Genomic DNA, 14196 nt, shown 5'->3' with positions numbered 1-14196 from the left:
TCTTAAGTAGTATTTGTCTATAAAGTCCAACTTCTGCGTTGTTGATCAAAATCTAAATCCTCATCCCGATTGTGCTTTTTGTTGGTTTTTTGTTCAAAAAACCTTGCAAAAGCTACTTCGGGACTGCGGTTTGGATTTTTCACACGCGTTGAATTTGAACTTCCTAGCTCAAACACGTAAAAGACGCATAGTTTATGGACAGGGCTAAGTAGGGAGCGCCGAAAAACGCACATTTCATTAATTATTAAAATTTTAAATCACATCAACAAACACTTAAGTGCAAGGCTGTTTCACTTCACAACCGGAATTTTTTACACTTGATCATATCAATACTCTGTTAAATTTTTGCAAAAAGCTATATATCAACTATTTGGAATCATACACATGATCACCTTAAAACTCTGTTTATTAATACTTTATGATTTATATTGGCTGTAGTTTAAAATGGCGATTTTATTAAATTCCACCAATGCCTGCCTGGCAGTAAGCAAGCTTATCAGGGACTTGATGGATTAGCCCTATTTGTGTCATTCACAAGGTACGTAGTTTATAGAAAGAACCTAATTGTTAATATCATCGCAAAACTAAACCAGAGCCTTTATATTTAATCTAATATCTATCCCAAAGCATCGGGACTAACAATCTATTGTTATATGAAAATTGCTAATCAATAGTCCCCGAGTAAACAAAAGTATTTTCGAATCATATATCTTTGAATAAAAATTGACAGTTTTGAAAAAAGCAATCATCACCACTTCAAACAATCTGGTATACGACAACAGAGTTCATAAAATAACACTGAGTCTCATGAAACTGGGCCTTGATGTGTATAAAACTGGCCGTAATTATCCAAAAACAAAGCCAAATACAAAACGTCCGGGGCATGAAAAGAGGTTTAATCTGCCCTTCAAAAATGGCCCTCTGTTTTATGCTTTCCTGAACATCTATACTTTTTTCTTTCTATTATTTAAACCGTATGATATTATCTGGGCGGTTGATATGGATACCTTGCCGGCTGCCAGACTTGCATGTTACATCAAAAAAAAACCGGTTGTTTTCGACAGTCACGAATATTTCTCCGAATCACCAGAATTAAAAAACAGAAAGCGTGTAAAGAAAATTTGGAGATTTTTGGAAAAAACTTTTATCCCCGGAGCAGATTTTTTTATCACTGTATCGCCAGGTCTTATTAAGTTATACAAGCAAAACATGGGACTTGATTTCACTCTGGTACGCAACCTCCCTCTAAAAAATAAACAAAACATACACCCTTTGCTTAAAAGCGATACGCCGACAATCCTTTATCAGGGAGCCTTAAATTTAGGCAGAGGAATTTCACAAACAATCGAAGCCATGCAGTTTTTGCCGGGATACAAGTTCATTATTGTAGGAAGAGGAGATTGCACCCGGGAATTAAAAAAACTGAGTAAGGAGTTAAACCTGGAAGATCAGGTGAATTTCGTTGGTGCTGTTCCATTTGAAAAACTTCCAAAATATCAAAAAGGCGTCTTACTGGGTATGTGTATACATGAAAAAATAGGGTTAAACTACTATTATGCTTTACCCAACCGACTCTTTGATTTTATACAAGCCGGAATTCCTGTAATATGCAACGACTTTCCGGACATGAGCGCCGTTGTAAGCAAATACAATACCGGACTTATTATTGAAAACCTAACACCAAAACTACTAGCCGAAAAAATCAAAGAAGCTTGTGAAGATACCGAACTCAGGAAACAATGGCAAAAATCCATTTCTAATGCAGCTCAACAATTAACCTGGGAAAATGAGGAGATAGCCATTAAAAAGATATTTGATCTGCTACTTTAGGAATACACCGTCACGACAAGGCGCCTGGGCCCTCCGTAATTTCTAAATTCACAAAGGTAAATCCCCTGCCACATACCCAGGCCAAGTCTTCCTTTGGTGACCGGAATATTAACAGAGGCTCCAAGAATTGAACTTTTAGCGTGGGCTGGCATATCGTCTGAACCTTCAAGAGTATGGGTATAGTCGGGATCGTTTTCTTTTACCAGCTTATTAAAAATTGTCTCAAAATCATCTCTTACCGAAGGATCGGCATTTTCATTCAGAGATAAGGCTGCAGATGTATGTTGCAGGAAAATATTTACAAGACCTTTTTCAGGCAAATCACCCAGTTCGGCTGTGATATAACTTGTAACCAGATGAAATCCCCGCCCCAATTCAGGCAGAGTAATATTGAATTGCTCAACCATTTATTTCGTTTTTAACTCTCAATGAAGATGAACCCCATACCTCAGAGTTAACAGCAGGCACTCCTCCCATTCCATCAAAGAAATCTTTTATTATATCAGCCACCTGTTTACTCATTATCTCTCTGGTTTCATAAGTACCGCTGCCTACATGCGGAGAAACTACCACATTTGGCATTTTTTTGAGTTGCTCCGGTACTTCAGGTTCATTCTCAAAAACATCTAATGCAGCCCCTGCTATTTCCTTGTTTTTTAAAGCCTCAATAAGAGCTTCTTGATTCAACACAGGTCCACGAGCTGTATTAATTAAAAAGGCTGAAGACTTCATCATCTTCAGCTCCGAGATGCTTATTAAATCATTTGTATCCGGGGTGAGCGGCACATTGAGGGACACAAAATCAGAATTACGTAAAAGACTTTCAATATCGGTATAGCGGGCATCTAATTTTTCTTCAATTTCAGAATCAACTCTGTTCCGGTTGTGATAGATGATTTCCATTCCAAAAGCCCTGGCTCTTTTTGCCAATGATCTTCCGATGGCCCCCATTCCGATAATACCAAGAGTTTTACCATAAAGAGTAGTGCTTAAATTATCCATCACACCCCAACTAGAAATATTATCATCTTTCAGCCTGCGATCAAGTTCAGATATGCGCCTTGCGATATCGACCATCAACCCCATGGCCAATTCGGCAGTAGGCTCTGTAACTGAATCGGGTGTATTGGTAACCACTATCCCATTTTTAGTAGCTTCTTCTAAATCAATATTATCTACCCCGGCACCATAGTTGGCAATCAACTTTAACACAGAGCCGGTATTAATTAAATCAGAATCAAATCGATTTCCAAAAACAGAGACCACTACATCGGCTTCAGGCAAATATTCTATTAAATCATCACGAGAAAAAGCCGGACTTTGCGGACGAATAAAATCAAACCACTCATCTAAAACCGAAAACGGTTTAAAGGGAAGTTGATGAGTAAACAGTATTTTTTTCTTCATCTTAAAAGACATTTTCCTATCGCCCCATAAAAGGCCAAATCAAAAATCAGGTGAACCGACTGTTAACACCAACACCCTTTTTACCAAAAGCAAATTACTTCGCTATTTTTACATTTACAGCAACAGGACCTTTATGTCCCATCTCTATTTCAAATGTCACAGCATTCCCTTCCTGGATATCATCCACAACGTTATTAACGTGAAAGAAAACTCCATCTTTGGTCGCAGAATCTTTAATAAAACCGTAACCTTTGGAATCAAAGAAAGTATTGACAACTCCTCTGTGAATTGGATCTTCCTCCTCCATCTCCTCTTGTTTGGGGACACTCACCTGAATCGCCTCAGGATCAATCTCTTCTTTCTTCTCAGGATCAGGAGGTGTGGATGTTATATTGCCGTTCTCATCAACGTAAGCAATCATATCATCCAGGCTATTGCCTTTCTTATCTCCTTGTTCCTTTTTTTCCAAACGCTTCTTTTCTTTTTCCTTGCGCTTTTTTTCCTTCTTGTTTCTAACTTCTTTCTTGTTAAACGATTCTTGAGATCTACTCATACAATTTATTTATTTTACTTTAATTGGTTTTCAAGTTAATATACGAAAATAGCTAAAAAGATTAATTCTTTTCAACCCATCAGCTCTTAAAACACATTCTTTCGGGTCTGACTTCTGGCCTCCCACTGACTCATCTCCAAAATACAAAGATACCAGAATTATTTAAATAAAAGATATTAGAATATCGTTCTACACGGCAAAATAAGAAAAGGCTTCATAAACCAGGAAAGCAGGCCAAAACAATGCTTTAACAAAACCTAAAACACCCATAATAAAGGATGTTGCCTGAGAAATAAAATAGATAGCAGCCCCTATCAGACCTAATCCATACACGGCATTCCCTGTATGGCAATTGCAATTCGCCTTATCGCCCATGATTGTTTTGTTTTAGATTAAAAATCATCCCACCTTCTCATATTTGTTATTTCAAATTTCAGGAAGTTTTTCGATAATTCAAAACAGCAAGGGTAAGAAATGATATTGCAAGGATAGTTATTCCAAGTATTTGTCGCCAAAGATCCCAAAATTGAGCTCCCTTTAGCAGAATGCTTCGCATAACATCAATAAAATAGAATAATGGATTGAATAAATTCACTTTCTGTCCCCACTCAGGCATATTATCAACCGAGGTAAAAATCCCACTCATCAGAATAAATACCAGCAAAAAAAAGTAACTTACAAAAGTAACCTGCTGCTGTGATGCGGAAAAAGTGGATAAAAGTAAACCCAGCCCAAGTAGCCCTGCAAGGTAAAGGGAGGCAATACCAAAAACCAACCATAAACTTCCTTGCATGGGCACATTGTAAACAAATTTACCGATTACTAAACCAAGAGCCAGCTCAAATAAACCAATAACCAAAAAGGGTAACAACTTGGCAACAATAAAGGTGTATTTAGGAACCGGTGTTACATTTATTTGTTCAATTGTCCCCATTTCTTTTTCCCGAACAAGGTTCATGGCTGTTAAAAACATACCAACCACCGAAACCAAAACCACCAAAATACCAGGCAACATGAAAAACTTGTAGTCGAGCTCCGGGTTATACCAATAAGTATAAGTTGAAGAAAGGGTTGATTGTGTTTTCTCACCGGTCATTTCAAGCTTAAATTGATGCCCCAGATCTGATGTAAGTCTCTGCATATAGGCATATCCCAGCTGAGCTTTCTGCGAATTGATGGCATTGGCCAGGAGCTGAATTTCACCCGATTGTCCCTTTATTACATCTTGCTCAAAATCATTTGGAATAACCAACATGAGATCGGCTTCCCCACTTTCTAACCGTTCCCGCCCATTCGCAACATCTGGCGTCATTCGCTCTAACACAAAAAACGGAGATGCCTCAATTTTACTGATTAATCGGTTACTCAATGATGAATGATCCTGATCGCAAATCACCATCTCCATGTTTTTCATGTCCATCGTCGCTGCATTAACCAAAACCAGCAGTTGGACTACAGGCAAAATAAATATCAGCCGAAGGATAATTTTATTTCGGACAATTTGGATAAATTCCTTTTGCAACAGATAATAAAGTATTCTCATTTTTTTTGTTTAAAACAGTATCCAATAGATCAGTAGTTCCGAATCCGGAATAGACACAAGACTCAAGAATAAATCATATCACACTGATAATCTGATTTTTAATACAATATCACTTTTAACTTCAAACAATTTATTTTTAGTCTTTTACCATCCCTCCCCCGGGATAAAGGAGTATTGTTACTAAGAGCCACAGACTATTAAACATCTATTAGCCTCGAAAAAATCATTATTCCAATCTGATCTTAAAATTCTTAACACTCAAAATCATAAAAGCCGATAAAAAGGAGATCATAATTAAAAGCTCTTTCCACACTACGAAAAAACCGGCTCCTTTAAACATAACATCTTTAACGGATTGGATGTACCACCTTGGTGGCATCAATAAGCTTAACCACTGGAGAGGATCGGGCATATTTTCAATGGGATAGATGAAGCCGGACAACAAAATTGTTGGCAACATTAAAGCGAAAAGAGAAATAAACATAGCCACCATCTGACTATTGGCTACTGTGGATATAAAAATCCCCAGGGAGAGGGACAATAAAATATAAATCAAATTAATAAATCCCAGCAAAAGCCAACTACCATTCATAGGTACTTCAAAGATTAGAATACCCACCAGCAAAATGGTGGCAGCATTTACAAAAGAAAGTAAAACATATGGGGCCACTTTACCCACAATAATCTGCCATGGTTTTAAAGGCGATATCAATAGAACCTCCATAGACCCGAATTCTTTTTCCCGGGTAATGGATATAGAAGTCATCATGGCTGAGACCAGAATAAGGATCATAGCCATAATGCCCGGAACAGACATAAAAACCCCTTTCAACGAAGGATTGTAAAACATTCTAACATCTATTTGAATTGGCAGCGTGGTCTGATCTATGTCACCCGTTTTTTCCCATCCGTACCGATTCACAATTCCCTGTGCATAATTTACCAGCATTTGAGCGGTGTTGGCCTCAGAAGCATCAGCAACTAATTGCAGGGGAGCGCCGTCAGAAGATTGCATTAAATTCCCAAAATCACCGGGAAATACAACGGCCATTTGAATATTTCCCCGACGAAGAGAAGTTTCCATCTCGGCTTTATTAGAAAAGTACGCTACTACTTTAAAATACCCGGAAGATATCAGCCGCTCAGTAACCTGATGGCTCGTATAATCATTGGCCTTGTTGTAAACCCCGATTCGGGCATCTTTTATCTCCGTTGAAATAACATAGCCAAAAATAAGAATCTGAGCTAAAGGCATTAAAAACAAAACGCCCAATGTTCTTGAATCGCGGAAAATATGTTTTGATTCTTTTTTAATGAAAACCCAGAGTTGTTTCATGGTTTTAAAGTTTAATGTGGACGCGTTAGCTTCAGAAAAACTTCGTTCATGGTTTCGCAATCAAACTGCTTTTTAAGCTTGCGAGGTGTCTCGAGGGCTTCAATTTTCCCGTCTGCCATAATGGTCACCCGGTCACAATATTCAGCTTCGTCAAGATAATGAGTGGTAATAAAAACAGTTATCCCTTCGGCTGCAGCCTGATAAATCAACTCCCAAAACTGACGCCTGGTAACAGGATCAACTCCGCTGGTAGGCTCGTCAAGAAACACAATTTGAGGCCTGTGTAAAATCGCCACAGAAAAAGCCAGTTTTTGTTTCCATCCCAGAGAAAGATTGCCGATAAGCCGATTGCGTTGCTCATACAATCCGAGGTTTTTTAGCATTCTCTCCGATCTTTCCCGGATTAGCCCGGCTGAAAGTCCATAAATGGCTCCAAAAAGACGAATATTTTCAAAAACCGTTAAATCCTCGTACAACGAAAATTTCTGACTCATGTAGCCAATGCTCTTCTTCACTTTCTCTGTCTGGTGTTCCACATCAAATCCTGCAACTTCTACTCGTCCCTCAGTTGGAGCAGATAGCCCACACAATATTTTGATGGCAGTTGTTTTGCCGGCTCCATTGGCCCCTAAAAAGCCAAATATTTCGCCTTTCTTAACCTGAAAACTGAGATGATCATTGGCAGTAAAATCTCCAAATTTCTTCACCAGTTTGTCCACTTTGATAACATCCATTGAAGATTCCGCTTTTCTCATGAGTGTGTTTTTGTAAATTATTCATGAAAAGATTCAGATGACATCAGTGACATGAACCTATCTTCTATATTTGGACGAATTAATCTGATGTTCAATTTATCAAACCCTTTGCCCCTAAGAAATTCCATTAACGCTTCACTATGATCATCTCTGTCTTTAAAAGTCAAATGCAACTCTTCTCCAAAAGGAAAAACAGATTCCACACCTTCAAAACTTTTACAAGCGTTGATAAGATGATACATGTTGCCCCCCGACACACCAAACAGCTTTCCATCAAAACCTGCCACCACCTCTGAAGGTGCAGCAACATCCAGGATTTTCCCTTTTTGAATCAAAGCCACCCTGTCACACAAGGATGCTTCATCCATATAAGGTGTAGAAACAAGAATGGTAATACCCTGCTTTTTCAATTTTTGAAGCATCTCCCAAAATTCGCTTCTTGAAACAGCATCCACCCCGGTTGTAGGTTCATCGAGCACCAGCAACTTTGGCTTATGAATAAGTGCACAAGATAGTGCCAGTTTTTGTTTCATTCCACCCGATAATTTGCCGGCAGGCCTGGTTTTAAAAGGTTCAATCTGCTGATAGATATCTTTGATAAGATGATAATTCTCCTTTATCGTTGTTCCAAAAACGGTCGCAAAAAAGCCTAGATTCTCCTCCACCGACAAATCCTCATACAAGGAAAATTTACCAGGCATATATCCTACCATCTGCCGAATTTTTCGATAATCCTTTACCGGATCAAATCCCCACACTTCAACCTCTCCGGAGTCGGGAAGAAGTAACGAGAGTATGATTCTGAAAAGCGTACTTTTCCCAGCTCCATCAGGTCCGATAACTCCGAAAAGTTCACTCTCCTTAACCTGCACATTCACGCCATTGAGAGCATTAACAGAACCATAGGTCTTTGTTAAATTGGTCACAGAAACCATAAATCAAATAGATTAAATTCAGAAAAAAATACTGAATGAGGTTTCTTTTCCTAAAAGACCACTTCTCCGGGCATACCGATTTTCAGTCTGCCATCTTCGTTAGGAACCCTCACTTTTATTGCATAAACCAAATCAACCCGCTCTTCTTTGGTCTGAATTATTTTGGGGGTAAATTCAGCAGAGGAAGCAATCCAGACTATCTTACCATTTGCTTGATGATCAGACGTCTCCGATTCATCAAACTTCACTGTCACCCTCTGACCTATCCGAATGTCATCCAACTGAGCGCCTGAAACATAAGCTCTCAGAATAAGCTCCCGGGTTTCAGCTATTTTAAACAATGGTTTCCCGATTGCTGTAAACTCCCCTTTTTCAGCATATTTCTGAAGAACAGTTCCGTCAACCGGAGCCACTACATGGCAACGGGAAATCCGTTCTTTAGCTGCATCCATTTTTGAGTTGATCACAGACTTTTCAGCTAGTAGCGATAATTTTTGAGAGCGGATTTGTTCCAGCCTTTTCAGGGCTACATCATACTGTCCGGTCACCTCATCATATTTTTGGGTGGGGATGGCCTTTTCTTTGCGGAGTCGGGATACCCTGTCCACCTCTTTTTTTAACACTTTCAAATTTTCCATCTGAACAGCGATACTTTTTTGTAGCTGCACTCTTCTTGCAGAAACACTCTCAAGAGAAGACTCCAGTTGTTTAAGATTTAAAACATCCATGGTGGTGTCAATCAAACCTACCTGCCTTCCAGCTTTCAGAATATCACCTTCCTGAACAGGAAAATCGATTAGTGTACCATTGTTCTCGGCACTTACAACCACCTCCCCGGCTTCAAAATTACCATAAGCATCAGAGCTGTTGTCATTATTGCTACAGGCCGTTGTGAAAAAAAACATCATTAGCAAAATGCCCATAGAAAAACATCTTGAAGCATCATATTTATTCCTTTCTGTTTTCATAGAAGTATTATTTACAAAAGATCGTTAGTGTTCGTCTATAAAGACCGTTTATTTCGTTATCCTTACATTCAAAACCAGTCATTCACCAATGTAACCTTCTGATCTTAAATGGTGCGCAAGCCTCGAAACCCAACATTCTATACAAACACTTCAAATTCAAGGCTGCTGAGCAGATTTTACAGACAGGTACTTGTTATTTCCTGGGGTTCGGGATAGATATAAGATTTAAGACAAACCATATCACACTGATAATGTGACTATTAATACAAAACATTTTAATTGCAAACAACTGAAGTTTAAGATTTTACAATCCCAAACCCTCGGGATAACTGAGTATTGCCCGAAGTTTTATTGATTTTGACTTCCCCCTTCCGTTATAAACTTTAAGGCCATTCCTCTTAAATATTGCAGCTTATGAAGATCACGGTTTATTCTTGCTTCAACAGCAGCATTCAAATCCATTAAATAATCGGAAAATGTAACCGTTCCATTCTTCAGCCTCGTCTCACTTTCTAAGACCACTTCTTTCCTTAAAACCACAATACGGTCATCGTATTCCATCATTTTCAAGAACTGATCAATATCACCATCAATTTGGCGCACCGCCCTTTCTTGATTTACCCTGAAAGCTTTCTCCCTGTAATTGATTAGCTGTGTTCGTTTTTCGACAACTAACTTTTTTCGATGAGTTTCTTTCCAGTCCCAGGGAGTCCATTTCAATTTCAGACCAACCATGTAATAGATGTCAAATTCATCATTAAGCATATTATAGCCGGGATTACCATATCCCGCTTGACCAAAGGCAACCAGGACAGGCCACCGGTTCCGTTCATCCAGATCCCCCGTTTTCTGAAGCTGTTCTTTCTGATATTGAAAAAGTTGATATTCCGGCCGGTCACCAGTATTAAAAAAACTCTCAACTCCGGGAACTTGCAAATTTTCAGTATTCTTAATATTCTGACCGATATAAGAGGAAAGATTATTCAACAACACTTTAATACCGGACTGAATGCTTACCAGTTTTTGCTGCACCAAAAGACGCTCAGCATTTATATTCTTAAGTGATGACTTGTGAACCACTCCGTTTTCATAAAGGCTGCTCAATTCTTTTCGCCTGGCGTTCAAGGCTTCAAGCTTTTGATCTACCTGTTTTTCCTGGTGGCTCAACATCAAAACATTGAAATAAAGATCGGCCACACGACGTTTTATTTCGTGTAACTCAATTTCGATCCCTTGTTCCTCCACATTTCCTTTGGCTTCTTCAACTTCTGCGAGTGCTCTCATTTTCCCGGCATCGTAAATGGTCTGACTGACATCCAGATTCATTTTATACTGATCTTTGGGAGCCTGAGGTATTGAAAATCCCGGCATTCCTGAACCCGCATCCACATGTGGAACATCACTTTGCCATGAGGCCTGGCCTGAAACGGTGAATTGCGGAAACCATTTACTATTAATATTGAGAATATTTAATTCGGTAGTGCGTTTAAGGACCTCTTTTCCTTTAATTAAAGGGTAATTCTCCCTGGCCATCGCCCAACAATCCATTAGTGTTATATTCTGGGCAAAACCAGCACTTCCGCCAATAAGAAAAAAGGAAATTAAAATCAGATTTTTCATAATCACTTATTTATCTATAGATCGTTAGATTTTCAGATACCTGCCTGACGGTAGTCAGGTAAGCTCTAAGATGATTCATAAAATATTGATATTCTGCATTTTAACAAATAAACACCTTTTGATTCAAACAATTAATTTTCAGATCATTGCAATAATTTAACAGAGTATTGATTTATTACATTCTGTCAATACACTGCGACAAATAAATTCATAGAGACTATTTCGCCTACTTTCAAGAAAATCCGTATAACCTTCTTCCGAATCCCAAAACATACGACTAAGAAGAGGCCGGGAGAGAAATGGAAATACTGACAAACCAACGATATTGACTAATAACTCCCTTGGATCCATCGGTATCATTTCTCCATTTTTGATAGACTTTTTTATTATTTCAACAACTTTCCCGGGATTTATTCCCGTAGAAAGAATCAATTCTTCCATCTTTTCAGGTGACCGGTTAATCTCTCCTACAACAAAAGCCGGCAAGAAGGGCATTTTCATCAGCAAATCGACATAGTTGTTAACCGCCACCTTTATCAAATCTTTAACATGGGTATCCTCCTGGCTAACAACAACCTCTATTTTGGGCCAAAAAGTTTTAAAAGCTTCTTTAAATATCTGATCAAAAAGCTTGTCTTTGCTTCTGAAATAATAGTGAAGCAATGCCTTGTTTATTCCTGCTTCATTCGCTATTTCCTGCATTCTGGCACCATCATATCCCTTTCTAACAAACACTTTCCGGGCGGCATCCAATATCAGTACTTCAGTATCTTTATTTTTCTCTTTCTTATTGACCATTTGATTTAACTTTTTACTTTAACCGTTTGGTCAAATTTAAAAACTCTTTTTGATTCATCCAAAACAAAAGACAACAATTTTATTTACCAAATGACAAAACAGCATCGAAGCAAAGAACAACCAACCACTCAGGGCTCTTTTGATTAGCAATTTACTTGTATCAATAGATCGTTAGTCCTGATGCTTCGGGATAGATATTAGATGTAAGTAGCCCAGCAGCGCGGAAGCCGGAAGCCGGAAGTTTGAAGCTGGAAGCCGGAAGTTTGAAGCTGGAAGCCGGAAGTTTGAAGCTGGAGGCTGGAAGTTAGAAGCTGGAAACTTTCGACTATAAGAAATTTTGATTCTTTTTGCGGCATATTCAAAAAACCAGGAAAAGTCTTAAAGATCGTATTTTAAGCGCTTTATGACTTTACTTAGATGAAAGATAATTCGTATCATACTGAATTCCAGCACATTAATACAAAAGAGAGTGCTCATACATTCAATTGATTATAAATCTATTGTAAAAGTTTAAATTTCAAGCTCTTGCGGATAAATAACTCTATGTCTTAAAGCCCGGATTATCGGTGTTATATGATTTATCTTAAATCTTATATCTAAAAGTCTAACGATCTATTGATTGTTTTGTAAATTAAAAATCCCAAACAATAAAATCTGGAAAAATGAAACGTAGAACATTTATCCGCAACACAGCATTCAGCATACCTTTACTGTCGCTGTTTCCTTCGAATCTTAGTGGAATAAACCGCGAAAAACCTCTCAATAAAATCGAAAAAAGATCTCTTGGAAAGACTGGAGAGCAACTATCCATTTTAGGATTTGGAGGAATTGTTGTGATGGATGCAACGCCCGAACAAGCAAAGAAAAGAGTAAAAGAGGCTATTGACTGCGGCATCAATTATTTCGATGTTGCTCCCACCTATGGAGATGCAGAAATCAAACTTGGTCCGGCATTAAAACCCTATCGCAAAGATGTCTTCCTGGCTTGCAAAACTCAGGCGAGAACCAAAGAAGGTGCAAGAAAAGAACTGGAGCAATCCTTGAGAAACCTGGAGACAGACTATTTCGATCTTTACCAGCATCATGCTGTTACCAGCCTGAAAGACATAGAAACCATCTTCGGTCAAAACGGAGCAATGGAAGCATTTTTGGAGGCACGGGAAGAAGGCAAAATAAAATACATGGGCTTTTCGGCGCATTCGGTTGAAGCAGCAATGGCGCTAATGGATGGTTTTGATTTCGATACCATGTTGTTTCCGGTCAGCTACAACACCTGGTATGCCGGAAATTTCGGACCACAGGTACTCGACAGGGCCAAAGAAAAAAAAACATGGGCATTCTGGCTTTAAAGGCAATGGCCAAAGGTCCCTGGCCTGAAGGTACGACAAATAAAATTCCTAAATGTTGGTACGAGCCCCTTTCTGAACCAGATGAGGCCCTTAAAGGACTGCGATTTACTTTATCTCATCCGGTTACAGCCGCAATACCTCCGGGCAACGAAGACCTCTTCAGCATGGCTCTTGGAATATCTGAACAGATAACCCCAATGAAAGATTCTGAAATTCTTAAGATCAAACAAAAAGCCATCAACGAAGAACCCTTATTCACATTCCCGCAAAAAGTGTGACAACAAGATTTGGAAAAAAAATACTCCATTGAATTTTCTTTTTTCAATGGAGTATTTTATGGTTAGAAACAAGATTATTTTCTCTTTGAAAAAACCATTAAAAGCAACCCTAATATCCCAACAATTCCACTAAAAATAACCGGGGTCCAGTTGGCTTTACTCACGGCAATATCGACACCCACAACGCTAAAAGATTCTGATTGTTGATAAGCATCAATACCAAAAAAAATTAACCCCAAAATACCTACAATCAACAATACAATTCCAATTTTCCTCATAATCTAACAGTTAAATTAATTTTTAAAAACCGGTCGAGCAACCAAAATACCATATACATTTTTTCGGTCTTTTACATACCCGGCCATACTCTTTTCAGAAACAACCACCTTATCTTCTGTGGTTGAAGCATGTATGAAGTGAAGTTGATTATCTATATGGTAAGCCAAAGCCGTATGCGCCACATCCAAACCTTCAATATTCGAGCAGAAAGCAATAATATCACCGTCTTTTATATATTTTGCTTTTTGTTCTATCTGATCTTCTGACACACATTTATAATCATATTGGGAAATCCTTTTTTCGATGGATTTCATCACATCAACAAATGAAGGATTGCCTGACAATTGTAAATATTTATCTGCGTTAGAAGACATAAACCCAACATTGGCATCAAAAATCATATCACCAAAATCATTACTAATGTGAATCAAGGGTTGAAAATATAATAAAAAAAGTATGGTAAATGCCTGAAAATCAGCGCAATAAATTTGTTTAAATCCCTGAAAACCAGTATCTTAGAGTTGTTTTCGAAGCGACTTTCAGAT

The 14196-nt window shown here is 38.4% G+C and carries 16 protein-coding genes; 3 read left to right on the top strand and 13 right to left on the bottom strand.

What is annotated here, in order from left to right:
- Positions 1 to 732: 732 nt before the first annotated feature.
- Positions 733 to 1830 carry a glycosyltransferase gene (locus tag DDZ16_RS20015; RefSeq protein ID WP_109266262.1) on the top strand — a complete coding sequence of 366 codons (1098 nt, stop codon included), beginning with the start codon at positions 733 to 735 and terminating at the stop codon, positions 1828 to 1830.
- Here DDZ16_RS20015 and DDZ16_RS20010 read toward each other — a convergent pair.
- The 11 genes from DDZ16_RS20010 to DDZ16_RS19960 form a co-directional block, all read right to left on the bottom strand.
- A complete protein-coding gene (locus DDZ16_RS20010) occupies positions 1827 to 2237 on the bottom strand; it encodes a secondary thiamine-phosphate synthase enzyme YjbQ (protein ID WP_109266261.1) in 411 nt (136 codons plus the stop codon). The genes DDZ16_RS20015 and DDZ16_RS20010 overlap by 4 nt on opposite strands.
- The gene (locus DDZ16_RS20005; protein ID WP_109266260.1) at positions 2230 to 3237 is read right to left on the bottom strand and encodes an NAD(P)-dependent oxidoreductase; all 1008 of its coding nucleotides are present in this window, start codon (positions 3235 to 3237) and stop codon (positions 2230 to 2232) included. The genes DDZ16_RS20010 and DDZ16_RS20005 overlap by 8 nt, the downstream gene beginning before the upstream one ends.
- Positions 3238 to 3331: 94 nt before the next feature.
- Positions 3332 to 3790 (bottom strand): cold-shock protein, encoded by a 459-nt coding sequence (locus tag DDZ16_RS21165; protein ID WP_109266259.1) that lies wholly within the window; start codon positions 3788 to 3790, stop codon positions 3332 to 3334.
- A 189-nt stretch (positions 3791 to 3979) separates the two neighbouring features.
- Positions 3980 to 4165 (bottom strand): hypothetical protein, encoded by a 186-nt coding sequence (locus tag DDZ16_RS19995; RefSeq protein WP_109266258.1) that lies wholly within the window; start codon positions 4163 to 4165, stop codon positions 3980 to 3982.
- 58 nt (positions 4166 to 4223) lie between these two features.
- Positions 4224 to 5333 carry an ABC transporter permease gene (locus tag DDZ16_RS19990; RefSeq protein WP_109266257.1) on the bottom strand — a complete coding sequence of 370 codons (1110 nt, stop codon included), beginning with the start codon at positions 5331 to 5333 and terminating at the stop codon, positions 4224 to 4226.
- A 226-nt stretch (positions 5334 to 5559) separates the two neighbouring features.
- On the bottom strand, positions 5560 to 6669 hold the full coding sequence (locus tag DDZ16_RS19985; protein ID WP_109266256.1) for an ABC transporter permease: 1110 nt from the start codon (positions 6667 to 6669) through the stop codon (positions 5560 to 5562).
- An 11-nt stretch (positions 6670 to 6680) separates the two neighbouring features.
- Positions 6681 to 7424, bottom strand: a complete 744-nt coding sequence (locus tag DDZ16_RS19980; RefSeq protein WP_109266255.1) for an ABC transporter ATP-binding protein — start codon at positions 7422 to 7424, stop codon at positions 6681 to 6683.
- Positions 7425 to 7441: 17 nt separating this feature from the next.
- Positions 7442 to 8359, bottom strand: a complete 918-nt coding sequence (locus tag DDZ16_RS19975; protein ID WP_109266254.1) for an ABC transporter ATP-binding protein — start codon at positions 8357 to 8359, stop codon at positions 7442 to 7444.
- A 50-nt stretch (positions 8360 to 8409) separates the two neighbouring features.
- Positions 8410 to 9327: an HlyD family secretion protein gene (locus DDZ16_RS19970; protein WP_109266253.1), complete on the bottom strand. Its 918-nt coding sequence runs from the start codon at positions 9325 to 9327 to the stop codon at positions 8410 to 8412.
- 348 nt (positions 9328 to 9675) lie between these two features.
- Positions 9676 to 10947, bottom strand: coding sequence for a TolC family protein (locus DDZ16_RS19965; protein ID WP_109266252.1), 1272 nt, complete (start codon positions 10945 to 10947; stop codon positions 9676 to 9678).
- A gap of 156 nt (positions 10948 to 11103) precedes the next feature.
- Positions 11104 to 11745, bottom strand: coding sequence for a TetR/AcrR family transcriptional regulator (locus DDZ16_RS19960; protein ID WP_109266251.1), 642 nt, complete (start codon positions 11743 to 11745; stop codon positions 11104 to 11106).
- A gap of 662 nt (positions 11746 to 12407) precedes the next feature.
- On the opposite strand from DDZ16_RS19960, the gene DDZ16_RS19950 reads away from it, so the two are divergent.
- Both DDZ16_RS19950 and DDZ16_RS20940 read left to right on the top strand, forming a co-directional pair.
- Entirely contained in the window at positions 12408 to 13094 is a 687-nt protein-coding gene (locus DDZ16_RS19950; protein ID WP_198416773.1) for an aldo/keto reductase, read from the top strand.
- A complete protein-coding gene (locus DDZ16_RS20940; RefSeq protein WP_198416772.1) occupies positions 13076 to 13372 on the top strand; it encodes a hypothetical protein in 297 nt (98 codons plus the stop codon). Before DDZ16_RS19950 ends, DDZ16_RS20940 begins: the two co-directional genes overlap by 19 nt.
- A 74-nt stretch (positions 13373 to 13446) precedes the next feature.
- Here the strand turns inward: DDZ16_RS20940 and DDZ16_RS19945 are convergent, their stop codons facing one another.
- Together DDZ16_RS19945 and DDZ16_RS19940 are read right to left on the bottom strand one after the other, a co-directional pair.
- Positions 13447 to 13650 (bottom strand): transglycosylase, encoded by a 204-nt coding sequence (locus DDZ16_RS19945; RefSeq protein ID WP_109266250.1) that lies wholly within the window; start codon positions 13648 to 13650, stop codon positions 13447 to 13449.
- Between the two features lie 15 nt (positions 13651 to 13665).
- Positions 13666 to 14082 carry an N-acetylmuramoyl-L-alanine amidase-like domain-containing protein gene (locus DDZ16_RS19940; protein ID WP_109266249.1) on the bottom strand — a complete coding sequence of 139 codons (417 nt, stop codon included), beginning with the start codon at positions 14080 to 14082 and terminating at the stop codon, positions 13666 to 13668.
- Between the last annotated feature and the right edge of the window lie 114 nt (positions 14083 to 14196).

This window comes from Marinilabilia rubra, from assembly GCF_003121985.1.
Taxonomy (GTDB): domain Bacteria; phylum Bacteroidota; class Bacteroidia; order Bacteroidales; family Marinilabiliaceae; genus Marinilabilia; species Marinilabilia rubra.
Note: the sequence above shows the minus strand (reverse complement) of the source record. Positions and strands in the feature narration are given on the sequence as shown.

What these genes read in the sequence shown, in the direction of transcription:
- DDZ16_RS20940 (WP_198416772.1), top strand. Translation starts at nt 13,076, where the DNA reads ATGGGCATTCTGGCTTTAAAGGCAATGGCCAAAGGTCCCTGGCCTGAA.
- DDZ16_RS19975 (WP_109266254.1), bottom strand. Translation starts at nt 8,359, where the DNA reads ATGGTTTCTGTGACCAATTTAACAAAGACCTATGGTTCTGTTAATGCT.
- DDZ16_RS19945 (WP_109266250.1), bottom strand. Translation starts at nt 13,650, where the DNA reads ATGAGGAAAATTGGAATTGTATTGTTGATTGTAGGTATTTTGGGGTTA.
- DDZ16_RS19970 (WP_109266253.1), bottom strand. Translation starts at nt 9,327, where the DNA reads ATGAAAACAGAAAGGAATAAATATGATGCTTCAAGATGTTTTTCTATG.
- DDZ16_RS20010 (WP_109266261.1), bottom strand. Translation starts at nt 2,237, where the DNA reads ATGGTTGAGCAATTCAATATTACTCTGCCTGAATTGGGGCGGGGATTT.
- DDZ16_RS19980 (WP_109266255.1), bottom strand. Translation starts at nt 7,424, where the DNA reads ATGAGAAAAGCGGAATCTTCAATGGATGTTATCAAAGTGGACAAACTG.
- DDZ16_RS19965 (WP_109266252.1), bottom strand. Translation starts at nt 10,947, where the DNA reads ATGAAAAATCTGATTTTAATTTCCTTTTTTCTTATTGGCGGAAGTGCT.
- DDZ16_RS19990 (WP_109266257.1), bottom strand. Translation starts at nt 5,333, where the DNA reads ATGAGAATACTTTATTATCTGTTGCAAAAGGAATTTATCCAAATTGTC.
- DDZ16_RS19960 (WP_109266251.1), bottom strand. Translation starts at nt 11,745, where the DNA reads ATGGTCAATAAGAAAGAGAAAAATAAAGATACTGAAGTACTGATATTG.
- DDZ16_RS19985 (WP_109266256.1), bottom strand. Translation starts at nt 6,669, where the DNA reads ATGAAACAACTCTGGGTTTTCATTAAAAAAGAATCAAAACATATTTTC.
- DDZ16_RS19995 (WP_109266258.1), bottom strand. Translation starts at nt 4,165, where the DNA reads ATGGGCGATAAGGCGAATTGCAATTGCCATACAGGGAATGCCGTGTAT.
- DDZ16_RS20005 (WP_109266260.1), bottom strand. Translation starts at nt 3,237, where the DNA reads ATGAAGAAAAAAATACTGTTTACTCATCAACTTCCCTTTAAACCGTTT.
- DDZ16_RS21165 (WP_109266259.1), bottom strand. Translation starts at nt 3,790, where the DNA reads ATGAGTAGATCTCAAGAATCGTTTAACAAGAAAGAAGTTAGAAACAAG.
- DDZ16_RS19950 (WP_198416773.1), top strand. Translation starts at nt 12,408, where the DNA reads ATGAAACGTAGAACATTTATCCGCAACACAGCATTCAGCATACCTTTA.